The following is a 17,081-nucleotide window of genomic DNA, read 5'->3' as shown; positions in this document are numbered from 1 at the left end:
GTGGCCATGGCGAGCGAACCGGTCGTCGTCCTGCAGCTTGGGCGCGTCGAGTATCGCGAGACCTGGGAACTCCAGCGGCAGCTGGCTGCCGCACGGCGTGCCGGGACGATTCCCGACACCGTACTACTGCTCGAGCACGAACCGGTGTTCACGACGGGACGCCGCGGGGGAACGCACAACCTGCGTCTCTCGCTCGCGGAACTGGCGGCTCGCGGCGTTCCCTACTACGTGACCGACCGGGGCGGCGACGTGACCTATCACGGGCCAGGGCAGCTGGTCGCCTATGTCATCCTGCGGCTCGGCGACGGGCAGCGTCGGGTGCGCCGGTTCGTCGAATGCCTGGAAGCGACCGTGCTCGATGTCCTGGCGGCGTACGGGCTCGCGGGCTGGCTCGACCCAGCGCATCCGGGGGTGTGGGTCGGGAACGACAAGATCGCGGCGATCGGTATCGCGATCCACCATGGCGTCACGTACCATGGGATCGCGCTGAACGTGACGACCGACCTGGAACCGTACAGCTGGATCGTGCCCTGCGGCATCGCTGACCGCGGCGTGACCTCGCTCGCCCAGCAGCTCGGGCGTCCGGTCGAGCTCGGCGAAGTCGCCCGGCGCTGGCTGGACGCGTTCGCCCAGCGTTTCGAGCGCGATGTCCAGCTCGATCCCGAACCGGTGCCGTCACTAGCGGCCGTGCTCGAGCGGCTCACGATCCGACGGGCGGCAGTAACCCGATCATGAGCGACTGCTCGATGATGTCGCGGCGAGCCAAGGCCTCGGCGCTGGCGATCGTCCAGCGCAGTGGATGGTCCGGGTAGAGCTTCTCGAGCATCTCGCGGACTTGCCGCATCAGGTCGAGCGTCTTGTTGAAGGTGAGCACGAGATCACCCTCGCTCAGCTCGATGAGCTGGGTGATTTCCGCCATCGTCGCGCCGTTGCACCAGGCGCGCATCGCGCCGTAGAAGCCTTCGTGGTGGCCGGTCGAGAGCGCGAGACCGTTGCGGCGCTCGATTTCGAAGACTTCCTGCTCGAGGCTTTCCAGACGACGCCGTAACAATACCAGCTTGGTCGGGAGCGTGAAGTGGTTGGCGAAGCGTGTCTCGCGGTCGAACGCGAACCAGGAAAAGACCTCGGCGACGTCTGCAGGATCGAGCCCCTTGAAGAAGTCGCGGTCGAGCATCTCGCAGATGATGAGCCCGTTGGTGTCGAACACATCGGCAAGGGTATCGGCTTTGTTCGTCGGATAGCCGCGGTGCAGGTAACCGAAGTATTCGAGGACGTTCCGGATGCCACGCAGGAGTTCGCGGACGCGTCGTTCCTCGGCGGCGATCTCGCTCCCCAGCTGTGCTTCCAGGTCAGCCCGTTCCTGCTCGAGTCGTGCGATCCGCTGCAGGTTGCGCTGGTGCTCCTTGCGCCGGTGGCAGGCGTGACAGGGATGGCGGAAGCGCTGCTGCGTGAGGTCGTGGACGGCCTGGCGCACCGCGGCGAGTCGCTCCTCCAGGCGGCGCCGTTCGGGTGCCATTCGGGCTTCTACCTGACGACGGTACTCGGCCAGCATGGCGTCGAGATCGGGTAGCCCGAGCTGGTCGACCTCGTGCCAGATGGCTCCGAACGCCTCCTCGCTCACGATGCCGCGGACATCGCTGACCGGTTCGGGCAGCCGCGCCAGTGTCTCCGGTATCGTGACCGGCTCGACATCGTGCGGCACGTAGTCGATCTGCCGGTACTCGGTCAGCAGTTCGGCTGAGCCCTCGCGGGTCAGCACGAGCGCGATTCCCCCGTACGGGAGGCGGTTCAGGAACAGTACCCAGCCGCGCTCGCGGGTGTGGAGCGGTGTACCGGGCGCCATCTCGCGCACCAGTCGCCGGAGGACAGGCCGGGAGGGAACGGCCCACGGGCGGTCGTCGAGATCCGCCTGGAGTTCCGCGAGGTCTTGCTCGAGATGCCGCTCCTGGCTCTTGGCCTGGTTGAGCTGGGCGACGATGTTCCGGTAGTCGTAGAGCAGCTCGTCGCCGTCGAGCCCGATGAGGCAGCCGCGCGGGATCGCTTCGATCTCGTGGCCGATCTGGAGGATCTCCTCTTCCAGGAGCCGGACTCGCTGGGCAGCCTGGTACTGGGCGAGACTCTTCTGGAAGAGCTGGCGGACGCGATCACCACGCGGCGGATCCCACAGGTTGAGCACGGTGTTGTACCGGATCGTGAAAGCCGAGCGGACCGGCTCGAGCTCACCGGTCGCGACCGCCAGGACTTCCTTGAAGGAAATCCAGGGGCTATAGGGGACGACGACGTTGCCGCGTTCGTCCATCCCGCGGCGGCCAGCGCGTCCGGCCATCTGCTGGAACTCGTTCGGCGTCAGCAAGCGCCGGCGACGACCGTCCCACTTCGTCATGCGCCCGATGACGACCGTCCGCGCTGGCATGTTGACGCCGAGCGCGAGCGTATCGGTCGCGAAAACGACCTTCATGAGTCCCTGACTGAAGAGCACTTCCACGAGCTGCTTGAGCACCGGCAGGAGCCCAGCGTGATGAAAACCGATCCCCTTGCTGGCCAGCTGCACGATCGTTTGGACTTGGCTCAGCTCGCGGTCTTCGGGGCGCAGCCCGGCGAGAAACGAATCGATGACCTGAGCGATCCGCTGGCGCGTCGCCCGGTCGCGGACGAGATTGACCCGCATCATCGCCAGGCGAGTGGCGTAGTCCTCGCAGTCACGACGATTGAAGAGGAAGTAGATAGCCGGCAACATGTCCTCGGCGGCGAGCGCCTGGACGATCTCCCAGGGTGGCGGTTCGGCTTCTTCCGCCTCGCGCCGCCGTTCCGCCGTAAGGCCACCACGTGCGAGCAGGGCACGGATCTCGCCACCGACGTTGGAGTAGTCGGCGACCTGGCGACCGTGATGGTCGATGACCAGCCGGAGCTTCTTGTCGTAGAAGTACCAGAGCGCCAGAGGAACAGCACGCTCGGTGTGGACGATCAGTTTGATCGGTCGGTGCGTGCGGCTGATCCAGTCCGCGATCTCCTGTGCGTTGGAAACGGTCGCCGAGAGGCAGATGAGCTGGATGTGTTGCGGGCAGAGGATGATCGACTCCTCCCAGGTCGTCCCGCGATCCGGATCCGCCAGATAGTGGATTTCATCGAAGATGACGCACTCGACGCTGTCCAGTTCCCAGGGGGTCTGGAGCAGCATGTTGCGGAGCACCTCGGTCGTCATGACGAGGATCGATGCCCGGGGGTTCTCGGTGACGTCACCGGTGAGCAGACCGACGTTGTCACCGTAGATCGCGCGGAGGTCACGGAACTTCTGGTTGCTGAGCGCCTTGATCGGTGTCGTGTACATGACGCGGGCACCGCGCCTGAACGTTTCGTACACGCCGAACTCGGCCACGACCGTCTTGCCCGTACCGGTCGGCGCGGCGACCATGACCGACTGTCCTTCCAGGAAGGCGAGCATCGCCTCGAGTTGGAAGGGGTCGAACTGGAAGGGATAGAAGACTGAAAACTGTTCGATGCTCTCTGGTAGCGAAATCGTCTCGGCCATGATTCCTGCCCGAGCGTTCTCCGCTCGTGAACCCGTATCTCGACGAGTATAGCAGGAGCGTTTTCTCGCTTCTGCTCTGCTCGGCTCCATGATCAGTAGAATCGGCCGGGAGGTCGTGCGTGCGTGTCGGGCTCTTGGCATCGTTGTTGAGTCACCGATCGGGGTACCGTCGGGCAGGGGTCAGTCGCTACATCGAGGCGCTTTTGACCTGTATTCCGGGTACGGCTCCCGACGTGCACCTGCTCGCGTACCTCCCACGATCAGTCGGTCAGGCGGTCTCCCGTGCGTTCTCCGGTATCGACTGGCGCTGCACACGCTGGCCAACCGAACGTCCGGTCGTCCGCATCGCCTGGGAACAGCTCATCGCCCCGTGGGTCACGCTCGACTGCGATGTCGTCCATGGCCCGGTCAATGTCCTCCCGCTGGCACTGGCCAAACCGGGTATCGTAACCGTGCACGATCTCGCTTTTCTCCATTTTCCCGAGCACTATCCAGTTGCGAAGCGGTGGTATCTGCGCTTGATGACAGGAATGAGTGTCCGGCGTGCCCGGTGCGTGATCGCGGTTTCGGAGCATACCCGGCGCGACGTCGTGCTGGCCTACGGTGTCGCTCCCGAGAAGGTCATCGTCATTCCGAACGGCATCGATGCCGACTGGACGCGTGTCCCGGAGAGCGAGCTCGCTCGCTGGCGTGCCGAGCGTGGCTTGCCCGAACGGTTTCTCCTCTTCGTCGGGACTATCCAGCCGCGCAAGAACCTGCTGACACTGCTTCGAGCCATCAGGCACTTACCGGACGAAGTGGACTGGCCGCTGTACGTCGTCGGCGCGCGTGGCTGGAAGGACAGTCCGGTCTACCGTGCGGTGCGGGAACTCGGTCTCGAGCAGCGTGTCGTGTTCGTCGGTTATGCGCCACCGGAAGAGCTGCGGTACTGGTACAGTGCAGCCACGCTCTTCGTCTATCCCTCGCTCTACGAGGGGTTCGGGCTGCCGGTGCTCGAGGCGATGGCTTGTGGGACGCCGGTCATCACGTCCGACCGGTCGTCCTTACCGGAAGTCGCTGGTGGGGCTGCGCTGCTGGTCGACCCGAGCGATGCGGGAGCGCTCGCTGCAGCGATCGCGGAACTGGCGGCCGACGAGTACCGGCGAGCGATGCTGGCACAGGTCGGCCAGTCCCGGGCACATTCGTTCACCTGGGAGCGAACAGCACGAGACACCGCGGAGATCTATCGGATGGTTGCGCGTCGAGCAGTGCACCAGCGAGGAGGAAGAGATCGATGACGAGCGGTGGACGCCCGCTCCGTGAGGCGGGTGAAGCAGCGCTGATCGAGCAGATCGCGCGCTTGGTCGGAGACCGGCACCCGCGTGTCCATATTGGGATCGGAGACGACGCAGCGGTCTGGCGACCACGGGCCGGACACGAGCTCGTCGTCACGACCGATACGCTGATCGAGCGGGTGCACTTCCGGCTCGAGTGGACGGACTGGGCGACGCTGGGCCACAAGGCTCTGGCCGTCAACCTGAGCGACATCGCGGCGATGGGCGCACTGCCCCGCCTCGCACTCGTTGACCTCGCGGTCCGCGGCACCGAACGCGACCGTGATATCGCCGAGTTCTACCGGGGCGCACAGGCGCTCGCGCGCCGTTTCGGCGTCGCGATCATCGGCGGTGATACGACGCGGTCGCCCCTCGGTGTGGCGATCTCGGTCACCGTGATCGGCGAAAGCCCGCTCGACGGACGTCACGTACTGCGGCGCGATGCGGCGCGTCCTGGTGACCTCATCGGTGTGACTGGGCCACTGGGACTCGCCGCGGCTGGCCTGCGGGTTCTGGAACGGGGATTGAAGACGCTGGACGGGAACCCGACCATGCAGGAGCGCTATCACCGCCCGCAACCGCGGGTGCGCGAAGCGTTGCTGCTCCGCCGGTGCGGTGTCCGGGCAGCGATGGACATCAGCGATGGGCTCCTGGGCGATCTCGAGAAGCTGTGTCAGGCCAGTGGCGTCTCGGCCGTTGTCGATCTCCTGCGCGTGCCTGTGCCCAACGCTGTGAAGTGGGCCTTCCCGGACTGGGAGGAGATCGCGCTGCGTGGTGGTGACGATTACGAGCTGCTCTTCACCGCGCCGCCAGCGATCTTCGAACGAGTTGTCCGCGCGTTCCGGCGGGCCGGCCTCCTGCCGCCTTCTGTCATCGGCGAGATCGTCGATGCCGGACCAGCTGGGCCGGTGATCCAGCTCCGCGACGCAGCGGGCCGCTGCCGGCCTGCCGAAGCACGCGGGTACGACCACTTCCGTACCAGTTGATCGTGTGGCAACGTGAGGCGTGGTAGCATGCCGTCAAACGACGACACGCGGAGTGGAGCGAGCGATGGATTCCGGAGGCCTCGAAGTGTGTTTCCTCTCGGCGACCGAACTCCTCGCCGAGTATCGCCGTCGAGCTCTTTCGCCGGTCGAGGTCGTCGATGCGGTACTCGAGCAGATCGAACGGCTCGACTCGCTGCTTCATGCCTTCATCACGGTTACGGCTGAGGAGGCGCGGCAACAGGCGCTCGAGGCCGAGTACGCCTACGCGCACGGTGATCGACGCCCGTTGCTCGGCGTGCCGGTCTCGATCAAGGACGTGACACCGGTCGCCGGTGTGCGCTGGACGAGCGGATCGCTGCTCTGGCAGGACCGGATCGCGACCGAAGATGCGCCGATCGTCGAGCGCCTGCGTGCCGCTGGAGCGGTCATCATCGGCAAGACGAACACACCGGAACTCGGGTGGAAAGGTGACTCGGGGAACCGGCTCATCGGGCCCACGCGGAATCCGTGGAACCTCGAGCGGACAGCAGGTGGTTCGAGTGGCGGTGCTGCTGCTGCGGTCGCAGCTGGGATGGGCCCGCTGGCCCAGGGAACAGATGGAGCGGGGTCGGTGCGGATTCCGGCCTCGTTCTGTGGAATCGTCGGGTTCAAACCTTCGTTCGGGCTGGTGCCCTATTACCCACCGAGCGCAGTCGAACTCCTCGCGCATGTCGGCCCGATGACGCGGACCGTGGCTGATGCCGCGCTGATGCTGGCCGTGATGGCCGGGCCGGATCCGCGCGATCGGAACTCCTTGCCGGATACGGGAGCGGATTTCGCCAGGCTGGAGGACGACTTCCGCGGCAAGCGGCTGCTCTGGCTGGCTCGCGTCGGTGAGGTTCCGGTCGAGCGTGAAGTCGCCGAGATCGCGCGACGAGCAGCCGCGGCGTTCGAGGAACTCGGCTGTGTCATCGACGAGCGGACCGAGCCGCTCGAAGACCCGTATCCCGCCCTCGATATCCTCTGGTCGAGCGCGATGGCGGCGGTTCACCGCGACGACTACGAACAGGTCCGGGAGTTGCTCGATCCTGGCCGGTGCACCGTGATCGAACGCGGGTTCGGCTGGCGAGGAGTCGACGTGGCATGGGCGCTGGCCGAGCGGAGTCGCTACGCTGACCGTCTCCGCCGAGAAATCGAGGCATACGACTTCGTGTTGAGCCCGACGACACCGGTGACGGCATTTGCCGCTGGCGCGGACCACCCTGGTTCGATCGACGGGTATCCGACGACGTACCTGAACTGGACACCGTTCACCTATCCGTTCAACCTCACCGGACAGCCGGCGGTCAGCGTCCCAGCTGGCTTCACCAGCACCGGCCTGCCGGTCGGGCTGCAGATCGTCGGGCGCTGGCGCGACGATCTCGGAACCCTGCGCGCTGCCTCTGCCTTCGAGCGTCTGCGCCCCTGGCGGCATCGCTGGCCACCGGTCGTGACCGAGGGAGGGACGAGCCGATGACGAGCCGCGTGCCCGCGCTCGATCTCGTCAGTCATAGTCCCGATCAGACGCGTCAGTTCGCGTCGACGCTGGCGCGGCTCCTGCGGGGAGGCGATGTCCTCTTTCTGCAAGGACCGCTCGGCTCGGGCAAGACAACGTTCGTGCAAGGCTTGGCACGTGGGCTGGGGGTGCGCGAGTATGTCCAGAGCCCGACATTCATTCTGGTGATGGAGTACCGCGGTGTGCTCGCCGATGGTACGCCGGTGCGGCTCTACCACATCGATCTCTACCGACTGGAGGAGCAGCACGAGCTCACGACTTTCGGGCTCGAGGACTGTCTGAGCGATCCAGCGGGTATCGTCGTCATCGAGTGGTCGGAACGGTTACCCGCGCAGTGGGTCGACGAGTACCTGGTCGTCCGGTTCGAACCCCTTGCCGAGACCAAGCGACGGATCGCATTCTACCCGTTCGGTGCGCGTCCTCGCGAAATCGTCGAAACGTTGCGGAAGGAGGTGGCCGGTGGCACGAAACGGCCGGCTGCTCCTAGCGCTTGACACAGGGGGCGAACGAGTCGCGCTCGCACTGTATGACGGGCAGATCGTCGGGGAGTTCACCTACGATGCCGGTCGCGAGCACACCGCGACCGTGTTACCGGCTATTCAGCACCTTCTCAGAGCGAACCGACGACGTGTCGAGGAAATCGGTGCGGTGGCTGTCACGACCGGTCCGGGGAGCTTCAATGGCCTGCGCGTTGGAATGAGTATCGCCAAGGCACTGTGTTACGCGCTGGATGTTCCGTTGTTCGGCGTGTTGACGCTCGATGCGCTCGCCTACCCGCATACCGCGCTCGGCTTTCCGATCCGGGCATTCGTTCCGGCGGGACGTGGACGGGTCGTCTACGCAGACTATCGTCGTGCCGGCGCACAGTGGACGCGCGAATCGATCTTGCGCTCGGCACGTCTCGACGAGCTGACGATGGGCCTGATCGCCCGCACGGTGCTCGCCGGTCCACTGGCGCCGGAGCATGAGGAGATCGTGCGGCGACATCCGTCGGTCATCCTGCCGGTTCCGTCCTTGCGCGAGTTGCGTCCTGCCTGGGTGGCCGAGCTCGCCTATCGGCGGTGGCGTGCTGGCGAAAGCGACCCGGTCGCTGCGTTGGAACCGATCTACGTTCACGGGGGCGGGTCGGCAACGGTTCCTTCGGTACAATTGCCGGAGAGCTACGACGCGCGGTCCGGTCAGGAGTGACGACGTGGAAGAAATGGTCCGGCAATCGGGCGCCGAGCCGCAGAGCGAGGTGCGGCAGTATGTACTGGCGCCGATGCGGAGCGACGACGTTCCCGAAGTCTCGCGACTCGAGCGACGATGCTTCACCAATCCCTGGCCGGAATCGGCGTATTACCGGGAGTTGCGCGAACCGGACCGAAATTACTACATCGTCTTGCGCTGGCAAGCGAGTGGAGCGGAGAGCGAGCCGGAGCCTGTCGTTACCGGCGGTCCCCTCGCGCGACTGTTCCGCCCGGTGCGCCCGCGGACGAGTCCCCATCCGATCGTCGGGTTCGCGGGGATGTGGGTGATCTACGGTGAGGCGCACGTCACGACGATCGCGGTGGCACCGGAGCACCGTCGGCTCGGTCTCGGCGAAGTGCTCTTCCTGACGCTCATCAGCGAGGCGATCCGGCGCGGTGCCGAGTTCGTGACGCTCGAGGTCCGCGTCTCGAACACGGCGGCGCAGGGGCTCTACACGAAATACGGGTTCACCCAGCGCGGTGTGCGCCCTCGCTATTACAGCGACAACCTGGAGGACGCGTACATCATGACGTCGCCGCCGTTGCGTGATCCGGCCTACCGCCAGCAGCTGCTGCAGCTGCGGGACCAGCTCCTGGCACGGCTGGCGGCGGAAGGAATCGAGATCCTGGAGGAGGCGGCGTGATCATCCTGGGTATCGAGACGTCTTGCGACGAAACGGCAGCGGCAGTCGTCCGCGACGGACGATTCGTGCTGTCCAACATCATCCGCTCGCAGGTCGACCTCCACGAGCGGTACGGTGGTGTGGTACCCGAGCTCGCCTCGCGCCGGCACGTGACGGCGATCGTGCCGGTCCTCGACCTGGCACTGGAAGAAGCCGGGGTGGGACCGTCCTCGATCGACGCGATCGCCGTCACCGAAGGTCCAGGCCTTGCTGGCTCGCTTCTCGTCGGGATCAACGTCGCCAAGACGCTCGCTTTCGTCTGGAACAAGCCGCTCATTCCGGTGAATCACCTGGAAGGTCATATCTACGCGAACTGGCTCACCTTGCCGGGGCAGGAGGAAGTACCGGAACCGACCTTTCCGCTCGTCTGCCTGATCGTCTCCGGTGGGCACACCGAACTCGTCCTGATGCGCGGCCATGGGGACTACGTACTGCTCGGCCGAACGCTCGACGACGCGGCGGGCGAGGCATTCGATAAGGCCGCGCGTGTCCTCGGTCTCGGCTTTCCCGGTGGTCCGGCGATCCAGCGGGCGGCAGCCCAAGGGCGTCCTGGACGGTTCCAGCTGCCCCGGGCCTGGCTCGGCGACAGCTACGACTTCAGCTTCAGCGGGCTCAAGACAGCGCTGCTGCGCATCCTCGAGCACTATCAGCGCCGGCCGCAGCGACGGGTCGCCAAGCAGGAGCCGTTTCCCGAGTACGTGGCGCCCGAATACGGACCCAACGTCCCGATCGCGGATCTCGCAGCCGAATTCCAGGCTGCGGTCGTCGAGGTGTTGGCTGAGAAGACAGCTCGTGCTGCCCGTGAGTTCGGTGCGACGATGGTCCTTTTGGCGGGCGGTGTGGCGGCCAACGCCGCGCTGCGCCAGTACTTGAGCGAAATCAGCCCGGTGCCGGTCCGCTATCCGCCGCCGATCCTCTGTACCGACAACGCGGCGATGATCGCCGGTGCTGCGTACTACCTGGCTCAGCGTGGCGTCCGCGCTGGACTGGATCTCGACGTACAGGCCCAGCTCCCACTGGTGACGCGCACCCTGCTTCAGGCAGCATCCCTGCGAGAGGCGTAGCGATGGCGACGATCCGGAATGTCGCGGTCGCGGCCGCACTGGCGGCAGGGCGACTCCTCCGCGAACACGTCGGGCGCGTCCGCGAGATCCGCTACAAAGGCGCGGTGAATCTCGTGACCGAGATCGACATCGCGAGCGAGCGACTGATCGTCGAGGCGATCCGCTCGGCTTTCCCCGATCATGCTTTCCTGACCGAGGAGGGGAGCGGGCGCGACGGGCTCGAGGCGCCTGCGCTCTGGGTCATCGATCCCCTGGACGGCACGACCAATTTCGCGCACGGCTACCCGATGTTCTGCGTCTCCATCGCTTTCCTGCGCAACGGCCGTCCGGAGCTCGGCGTGATCTACCAACCGCTACTCGACGAGCTCTTCCTCGCTGAGCGCGGTACCGGCGCGTTCCTCAACGGCGAGCGGATCCGTGTCTCGACGCACCGAGAGCTGCGCAGCGCACTGCTGGCAACCGGATTCCCCTACGATCTCGAGCGACGTCGCCAGGCGCTGGCCGCGTTCGCACGCTTCACACTGACGGCGCGTGCGGTGCGGCGCGACGGGAGCGCCGCCTTGAATCTCGCTTACGTCGCGGCTGGCCGTTTCGACGGATTTTGGGAGCAGGAGCTCTCCCCGTGGGATACGGCGGCTGGGGTGCTGCTCGTCGAGGAAGCTGGTGGCACAGTCACGGACTACGATGGCAAGCCCTACAGCTTCTTGCAAGGTACGTGTGTGGCTTCGAACGGACTGATCCACCAGGCGATGCTCGGGCTCATTGCCGGTAACGACGAGGGGGCAGCGTGACGACCTACAGCCTGACCGCGCTGGTAACGTCGCGGATCTTCCTCGAGCACGAGACCGGTGATCACCCCGAACGCCCGGAACGCCTGGAGGCGATCTTTCGCTATCTGGAACGGACAGGGCGGCTGGACGATCGCCGGGTGATCGAGCCCGATCCAGCCGACGAGGAGACGATCGCGCTCGTGCACGACCGCGCCTACATCGAGGAACTGCGTGCCTTCGCTGCCCGTGGTGGTGGCTGGTTGGATGCCGATACTGTCGTTTCTCCTCGCTCCTTCGAGGTGGCACGACTCGCTGTCGGCGCGGCGGTCCACGCGGTCGATCTCGTGCTCCGGGGTGAAGTGCCTCGCGCCTTCGCGCTCGTTCGGCCGCCGGGCCATCATGCCGAACCCGATCGAGGTATGGGGTTCTGCCTGTTCAACAATATCGCCGTCGCTGCGGCGTGGGCGCTCCAGCATCATGGGCTCGAGCGGATCGCGATCGTCGATTGGGACGTCCACCACGGCAATGGGACGCAAGCAGCGTTCTACTGGACCGACCGTGTCTTCTTCGTGTCGATCCACCAGTGGCCGCTCTATCCGGGTACCGGGCGCGCCGACGAGATCGGCGAGGGACCAGGGCGCGGCTACACGCTGAACATCCCCTTGCCGCCCCGGAGCGACGATGCGGCGTATCTCCGCGCGTTCGATGAGCAGATCGAGCCACGGCTGCGGACGTACCGCCCGGAACTCCTGCTCGTCTCGGCTGGCTACGATGCGCACTACGCCGATCCGCTCGCAGCGATGGCGGTGACGGAACAGGGATTCGGAGCGATGGCAGGACGCGTGCTCGCCTGGGCACACGAATGGTGCAACGGTCGGCTCGTGCTCGTCCTCGAGGGCGGTTACAATCTGAGCGCGCTGGCATCCAGTGTCGCCGCGACGCTGGATGTGCTGGATGGCGGAGCCTAGCCGCCAGCACCAGCGAGAGGGTGAACGATGAAGATCGTTGTCGTCGACTACGGAGCCGGGAACTTAGCGAGCGTGGTCAACGCGCTCGAGCGGGTCGGTGCTCCGGCCTTCGTGAGTCGGGATCCGGCAGCACTCGCTGAGGCCGATGGCGTCATCGTGCCGGGCGTCGGTGCCGCTGCCGACACGATGCGGCATCTCAGCGAGCTCGGTTTCGTTTCGAGCTTGCGATCCATCATCGCGAACGGTATCCCGTTCCTCGGTATCTGCATGGGGTTGCAGGTGCTCCTCGAAGTGAGTTACGAGGGTGGCGAGCACCGTTGTCTCGGTGTCGTACCCGGAGTCGTGCGTCGTTTGCCCGAGTCCGTCACGGTGCCGCACATGGGTTGGAACGAGGTTCTGCTGCGTCGGCCGCACCCGCTCTTCGCGGGTATTCCGGATAGCACGGATTTCTACTTCGTCCACTCGTTCTACGCTGATCCGAGCGACGACGCGTGGATTCTCGGCGAGACCGACTACGGCGTGCGCTTCGCCAGTGTTCTCGCCCGGGGGAACGTGATGGCCACGCAGTTCCATCCGGAAAAGAGCGGGCAATGGGGGCTGCGTTTGCTCGCGAACTTCGTCGCGATCGTCGAGCGCACCCGGCAGGGCATGGCGGTGGAGGCCAGTGCGTGATCGTTATCCCAGCCGTCGATATTCGAGCAGGGCGGTGCGTCCGTCTCCTCCAGGGTGATTTCGCGCGCGAGACCGTCTACGCGGACGACCCGGTCGCGATGGCGCGCCACTGGGCGGATCTCGGGGCGCCCTGGCTCCACGTCGTCGATCTCGACGGTGCGCGGACCGGGCAGCCGGTGCAGCTCGAGCTGGTCAGCGCGATCGTTCGCGCCGTGCCGGGTGTTTCGGTGCAGGCCGGTGGAGGCGTGCGGTCGCTGGAAGCGATCGAGCGGTTGCTCGCCCTCGGTGTTGCCCGCGTCGTGATCGGGACCGTGGCACTGGAGCAGCCGGAACTCGTTGCCCAGGCGATCGACCGTTTCGGGGCCGACCAGCTGGTCGTCGCGATCGACTCGCGCGACGGTTGGGTCGCCACTCGCGGCTGGGAAACGATGGCACCGGTCCGTGCCGAAACTGTGGCGCAGCAGATGGCGAGCGTTGGAGTGCGGCGGATTCTCGCGACCGATATTGCACGAGACGGAACCATGACCTGTCCGAACGTGGAGCTCATGGCGCGTCTCGCGCGAAGTGGTGTGACAGTGATCGCGTCAGGAGGCGTGGGCCGGTACGAGGACCTCGTCGCACTGGCGGGGATCTCGGGCGTGGAGGCGGCGATCGTCGGCCGGGCACTGTACGAGGGTCGGTGGTGCCCGCAACGCGCAACGGACTGGGTCGTCGGAGGAGCTGGTTGATGGATCGTCGTTCCGATCCGGAATTCATCCAGCAAGCGCGTGAAGAGGAGCGGCGGCGACGCGAAGAGGCCCGTCAGCAAGCGATGCAGAGCCAGCTGGACGAGCTCCGGCATCGCGTGCGCGAGCTGGCGGCGCGTCAGTTGCGCCTGGAAGAGGAGCTGAAAGCGGCCGAAGCCGATTGGGCCGAGCAACGGCATGCGCTCGAGCAGCACCGGCACGAGGTGCAACAGGCCCAGCAGGCGCGACAGCTCGAAGAGGCTCGTTTCCGGCAACAGCTGACCGAGCTCGCCGTGCGGGTCGACGAGCTGATGCGGCCGATCCGCACCTTGCAAGCACAGGTCGCCGAGCTCCTGGAGGCGGTGCGGCGGCAGCGCGAGGATACTGGACAGGATACCCGGCGTTATGACGAGCTGCGGGTGTTGATCGAGCATCTGGCTGCGTACGTGGAGCGACTCGCTGCCACCGACCAGTCGCTCCGCGGGGGGCTGGAGGCCATCACGACAGAGGTCGAGCGACTCGGCCGGGAAGTGACGCGTCTGCATGATGCCATCCGTATCGTCGAGCAGGATGTCCGGCGGCGTGTCGCTGAGGTGTTGCAGGTGATCGAGACGATGCAGGTACAGCTCAAGGAGGGTGTCGCACGCGATACCCGGCTGGAGGAGGAACTGGAGCGCGTGCAGGAGGGCCTCGCTGCGATCCCTCCGCAGTTCCAGCAGGTGCATGAGCTCGCGCAACGGCTCGCCGCCGAACTGGAACGGGTGCGGAGCCATACCAGCGAGCGGGACGACCTGTTGCTCGAGCGGGTCGAGGAGCTGCGCCAGCAGTTCGATCAAGCCCTGCGTGACCTGGCGGCTGTGGAAGATCAGCGGGCCGAGCGGGTCAATCAGGAGTTCGAGCAGCTCGAGGCCGTCGATCGCGAGTTGCGGTACCGTATCGATCTCATCGAGGTGAAACTCGAGGAGCTCCGGGAAATCGACCGGCAGCTGCGGGCTGAACTCTGGCGCCTCATCGAGCAGCGTGTCCGCCTGCGCTTCGAGCAGGCACAACAAGAGCTCGAGCAGTTCATGGAACAACGCCAGAAGGCTGAGCGAGGAGACGGTACGGCGAACTGATGCTGAAGCGACGGATCATCCCTTGTCTCGACGTCACTGCTGGGCGGGTCGTGAAGGGTGTGCGCTTCCAGGAACTCCGTGACGCCGGTGATCCGGTGGAACTGGCTGCTCGCTACGATGCGGAGGGGGCCGACGAGCTCGTGTTTCTCGACATCACGGCCTCGGCCGAGGGGCGCGACACGATGGTCGAGGTGGTGCGGCGGACAGCCAAGGAAGTGTTCATCCCGCTGACCGTCGGTGGTGGCGTACGGACTCCCGACGATATGTACCGCCTGCTGCGGGCAGGTGCTGATAAGGTCAGCGTGAACACCGCGGCAGTACAGAATCCTGAGTTGATCCGGGTGTGCGCACAGCGTTTCGGGAATCAGTGCGTCGTCCTCGCGATCGATGCACGGCGACGCGCGGACGGTGTCTGGGAGGTCTACACGCACGGTGGGCGCAAGCCGACCGGTCTCGATGCGGTCGCATGGGCCCGCCGTGGTGTCGAGCTCGGAGCGGGCGAGATCCTGTTGACCAGCATGGATACCGATGGAACGCAGAGCGGGTACGATCTCGAACTCCTGCGGGCAGTCGTCGACGCGGTACCTGTTCCCGTGATCGCCTCGGGTGGTGCCGGTACACTCGAGCACCTGTACCAGGCGTTCACGGTCGGCGGCGCACATGCAGTGCTCGCGGCCTCGATCTTCCACTACGGTCACTACTCCATCGCCGATGCGAAACGCTATCTCGCCGAGCGTGGTGTGCCGGTACGGCAAACCGCTCCACCGGCTTGACCTCAGTCCCTCCCTCGGCGAGCGTTTCGGCTTGCCGAACTCGCACGAATGTCCCATTGCCCATCTTGACAACCGAGGTGCGAGCGTGGTAGCCTGCGGGCGACCGGACGGCCCTCCTCGCCGTCCGAACGGGGGACGCAGGAGCCTGGGATTGGCTCCTGAGGGTGACCGGGTCAGCGATCCGGTCAGTGGCCAGGGACGAACGAGGGAAGGGGAGTCGATTGGGAAAGACACGACTTCCAGCTCGACTGGTTTCGGCGTGTCTGGTCATCCTCGCTGTCGCCTCGATCTTTTCCCCAGTATCAGCTGCGAACGGTCTCACTCCTGGCGTGCTCGGCCAGGTGACTGGAACGAACGGTGACGGCGTCAACGTTCGGTCGGCGCCGGGTTTGGGCGCCTCGCGAGTCGGTGGTCTGCCAGACGGTACACGCGTTCGGGTCGTCGAAGGGCCGCAGGGCGCGTCCGATGGCTCTTCCTGGTACAAGGTGCAGGCTGACGGTGTGGAAGGATGGGTCATCGCCGACTATCTGGCTCCAGCCGTTCCGGCTGCGGGTGATACCGTGCAAGTGACCGGCACCGACGGGCACGGGCTGCGTGTGCGTGCCGCGGCCAGCCTCGACAGCGCCGTTCTCGCTATCATGCCGGAAGGCGGTCGGGCTGAGGTCACGGGCGCCGTCGTCGCTGACGGTTCCGGCACCGAATGGGTGCCGCTCCGCTACGACGGTATCGATGGGTTCGCGGTGCGGGCCTATCTCGTGGTGGTGGATAGCAGCTCCGGTGCGGCGAGCAGTCCGCTGGTCGTCGAGGTACGTCAGGTGGCCGACAAGCCTCAGATCCAGGCCGGTGGGAACGTCGAGGTGGTGAATACCGACGGACAAGGGCTCAACATCCGGTACGGTGCGGGGTACGACCAGCCGGTCGCGACCGTGGCTCCCGAGGGAACGGTGATGCGAGTGATCGGCGGACCGCAGACGGATAGCCAGGGCATCATCTGGTGGCAGGTCGACTACCGCGGTATCCAGGGCTGGGCTCACGGTGGCTATCTGGCACCGAGCGATCGTGCTCCGGAATCGGTCGACGCGATTCCGGCCGAATCGAATGCCGACGAGGGGCAGCAGGGGGTGCCGGCGACACCCCCGCCACCCAGCTCGGTGGGTGAGCAGATCGTCGCGACGGCGATGCAGTATCTCGGGCGACCCTACGTCTGGGGTGGAACGACGCCGGCTGGTTTCGACTGCTCCGGGTTCGTCTATTTCGTCGTCAACGAGGTGATCGGCGGCGGCTTCCCGCGTAGTCTCGAGGCTCAGGCCGTGAGCGGCGTGTATGTCGATCCTGACCACCTGCAACCGGGTGACCTCGTCTTCTTCCAGAACACATACAAGTGGGGTCTCTCGCACGTCGGTATCTACATCGGTAACGGGCGTTTCATCCACGCGGAGAACTACGCGACCGGCGTGACCATCAGCGACGTGTGGGGAGGCTATTACGGGCCACGCTACTATACGGCACGGCGCATCGTCCCCTGATCGACGGATGCACGGCTGCTCGCCCACGGCACTCTATGCCGTGGGCGACTTGTCGTTTTGCGCTGCCGGCAAGGTGCCAGGGCGGGTGCGCCTGAGCGAGCCTGATCGCTGACGCAGTCGTTCGCTCGTTGCACGGTCGCGGTGCAACATGCTGTCGATCGGACACAAGGCAGGTCACGAGGTGCCATCCGCTC

16 protein-coding genes are annotated in these 17,081 nt (G+C 65.8%); 15 read left to right on the top strand and 1 reads right to left on the bottom strand.

Annotation, left to right across the window (positions count from 1 at the left end):
• Positions 1–6: 6 nt before the first annotated feature.
• The gene (lipB, locus tag OO015_RS04515; RefSeq protein ID WP_265940039.1) at positions 7–735 is read left to right on the top strand and encodes a lipoyl(octanoyl) transferase LipB; all 729 of its coding nucleotides are present in this window, start codon (positions 7–9) and stop codon (positions 733–735) included.
• Here lipB and OO015_RS04510 read toward each other — a convergent pair.
• Positions 701–3,529 carry a DEAD/DEAH box helicase gene (locus OO015_RS04510; protein WP_265940038.1) on the bottom strand — a complete coding sequence of 943 codons (2,829 nt, stop codon included), beginning with the start codon at positions 3,527–3,529 and terminating at the stop codon, positions 701–703. The genes lipB and OO015_RS04510 overlap by 35 nt on opposite strands.
• Before the next feature lie 119 nt (positions 3,530–3,648).
• Between OO015_RS04510 and OO015_RS04505 the strand changes: the two genes are divergently transcribed.
• The 14 genes from OO015_RS04505 (at position 3,649) to OO015_RS04440 (ending at position 16,887) form a co-directional block, all read left to right on the top strand.
• Complete coding sequence (locus OO015_RS04505; RefSeq protein WP_265940037.1) at positions 3,649–4,806, top strand: glycosyltransferase family 4 protein; 1,158 nt, start codon at positions 3,649–3,651, stop codon at positions 4,804–4,806.
• Positions 4,803–5,828 (top strand): thiamine-phosphate kinase, encoded by a 1,026-nt coding sequence (gene thiL / locus OO015_RS04500; protein WP_265940036.1) that lies wholly within the window; start codon positions 4,803–4,805, stop codon positions 5,826–5,828. Before OO015_RS04505 ends, thiL begins: the two co-directional genes overlap by 4 nt.
• A 64-nt stretch (positions 5,829–5,892) precedes the next feature.
• Positions 5,893–7,323: an amidase gene (locus OO015_RS04495; RefSeq protein WP_265940035.1), complete on the top strand. Its 1,431-nt coding sequence runs from the start codon at positions 5,893–5,895 to the stop codon at positions 7,321–7,323.
• Positions 7,320–7,856: a tRNA (adenosine(37)-N6)-threonylcarbamoyltransferase complex ATPase subunit type 1 TsaE gene (tsaE, locus tag OO015_RS04490; RefSeq protein ID WP_265940034.1), complete on the top strand. Its 537-nt coding sequence runs from the start codon at positions 7,320–7,322 to the stop codon at positions 7,854–7,856. The genes OO015_RS04495 and tsaE overlap by 4 nt, the downstream gene beginning before the upstream one ends.
• Positions 7,822–8,550, top strand: a complete 729-nt coding sequence (tsaB, locus tag OO015_RS04485; RefSeq protein WP_265940033.1) for a tRNA (adenosine(37)-N6)-threonylcarbamoyltransferase complex dimerization subunit type 1 TsaB — start codon at positions 7,822–7,824, stop codon at positions 8,548–8,550. Before tsaE ends, tsaB begins: the two co-directional genes overlap by 35 nt.
• Positions 8,551–8,563: 13 nt before the next feature.
• Positions 8,564–9,235, top strand: coding sequence for a ribosomal protein S18-alanine N-acetyltransferase (gene rimI, locus OO015_RS04480; protein WP_265941016.1), 672 nt, complete (start codon positions 8,564–8,566; stop codon positions 9,233–9,235).
• Entirely contained in the window at positions 9,232–10,338 is a 1,107-nt protein-coding gene (gene tsaD, locus OO015_RS04475; protein WP_265940032.1) for a tRNA (adenosine(37)-N6)-threonylcarbamoyltransferase complex transferase subunit TsaD, read from the top strand. The genes rimI and tsaD overlap by 4 nt, the downstream gene beginning before the upstream one ends.
• A 2-nt stretch (positions 10,339–10,340) precedes the next feature.
• On the top strand, positions 10,341–11,129 hold the full coding sequence (locus tag OO015_RS04470; protein ID WP_265940031.1) for an inositol monophosphatase family protein: 789 nt from the start codon (positions 10,341–10,343) through the stop codon (positions 11,127–11,129).
• Positions 11,126–12,076 (top strand): histone deacetylase, encoded by a 951-nt coding sequence (locus OO015_RS04465; RefSeq protein ID WP_265940030.1) that lies wholly within the window; start codon positions 11,126–11,128, stop codon positions 12,074–12,076. Before OO015_RS04470 ends, OO015_RS04465 begins: the two co-directional genes overlap by 4 nt.
• 27 nt (positions 12,077–12,103) lie before the next feature.
• The gene (gene hisH / locus OO015_RS04460) at positions 12,104–12,748 is read left to right on the top strand and encodes an imidazole glycerol phosphate synthase subunit HisH (protein WP_265940029.1); all 645 of its coding nucleotides are present in this window, start codon (positions 12,104–12,106) and stop codon (positions 12,746–12,748) included.
• Positions 12,745–13,476: a 1-(5-phosphoribosyl)-5-[(5-phosphoribosylamino)methylideneamino]imidazole-4-carboxamide isomerase gene (hisA, locus tag OO015_RS04455; RefSeq protein WP_265940028.1), complete on the top strand. Its 732-nt coding sequence runs from the start codon at positions 12,745–12,747 to the stop codon at positions 13,474–13,476. Before hisH ends, hisA begins: the two co-directional genes overlap by 4 nt.
• Complete coding sequence (locus tag OO015_RS04450) at positions 13,476–14,588, top strand: hypothetical protein (protein ID WP_265940027.1); 1,113 nt, start codon at positions 13,476–13,478, stop codon at positions 14,586–14,588. Before hisA ends, OO015_RS04450 begins: the two co-directional genes overlap by 1 nt.
• A complete protein-coding gene (gene hisF, locus OO015_RS04445; RefSeq protein ID WP_265940026.1) occupies positions 14,588–15,361 on the top strand; it encodes an imidazole glycerol phosphate synthase subunit HisF in 774 nt (257 codons plus the stop codon). Before OO015_RS04450 ends, hisF begins: the two co-directional genes overlap by 1 nt.
• Before the next feature lie 221 nt (positions 15,362–15,582).
• Complete coding sequence (locus tag OO015_RS04440) at positions 15,583–16,887, top strand: C40 family peptidase (protein ID WP_265940025.1); 1,305 nt, start codon at positions 15,583–15,585, stop codon at positions 16,885–16,887.
• Positions 16,888–17,081 lie beyond the last annotated feature (194 nt).

Source organism: Thermomicrobium sp. 4228-Ro (genome assembly GCF_026241205.1).
In the GTDB taxonomy this organism is placed as follows: Bacteria; Chloroflexota; Chloroflexia; order Thermomicrobiales; family Thermomicrobiaceae; genus Thermomicrobium.
This window is presented reverse-complemented; position numbering and strand designations above follow the sequence as displayed.

Excerpts from the sequence above, each read along its gene's own strand:
- lipB (WP_265940039.1), top strand. The coding sequence starts at position 7 with ATGGCGAGCGAACCGGTCGTCGTCCTGCAGCTTGGGCGCGTCGAGTAT.
- OO015_RS04510 (WP_265940038.1), bottom strand. The coding sequence starts at position 3,529 with ATGGCCGAGACGATTTCGCTACCAGAGAGCATCGAACAGTTTTCAGTC.
- thiL (WP_265940036.1), top strand. The coding sequence starts at position 4,803 with ATGACGAGCGGTGGACGCCCGCTCCGTGAGGCGGGTGAAGCAGCGCTG.
- OO015_RS04495 (WP_265940035.1), top strand. The coding sequence starts at position 5,893 with ATGGATTCCGGAGGCCTCGAAGTGTGTTTCCTCTCGGCGACCGAACTC.
- tsaE (WP_265940034.1), top strand. The coding sequence starts at position 7,320 with ATGACGAGCCGCGTGCCCGCGCTCGATCTCGTCAGTCATAGTCCCGAT.
- rimI (WP_265941016.1), top strand. The coding sequence starts at position 8,564 with ATGGTCCGGCAATCGGGCGCCGAGCCGCAGAGCGAGGTGCGGCAGTAT.
- OO015_RS04470 (WP_265940031.1), top strand. The coding sequence starts at position 10,341 with ATGGCGACGATCCGGAATGTCGCGGTCGCGGCCGCACTGGCGGCAGGG.
- hisH (WP_265940029.1), top strand. The coding sequence starts at position 12,104 with ATGAAGATCGTTGTCGTCGACTACGGAGCCGGGAACTTAGCGAGCGTG.
- OO015_RS04450 (WP_265940027.1), top strand. The coding sequence starts at position 13,476 with ATGGATCGTCGTTCCGATCCGGAATTCATCCAGCAAGCGCGTGAAGAG.
- hisF (WP_265940026.1), top strand. The coding sequence starts at position 14,588 with ATGCTGAAGCGACGGATCATCCCTTGTCTCGACGTCACTGCTGGGCGG.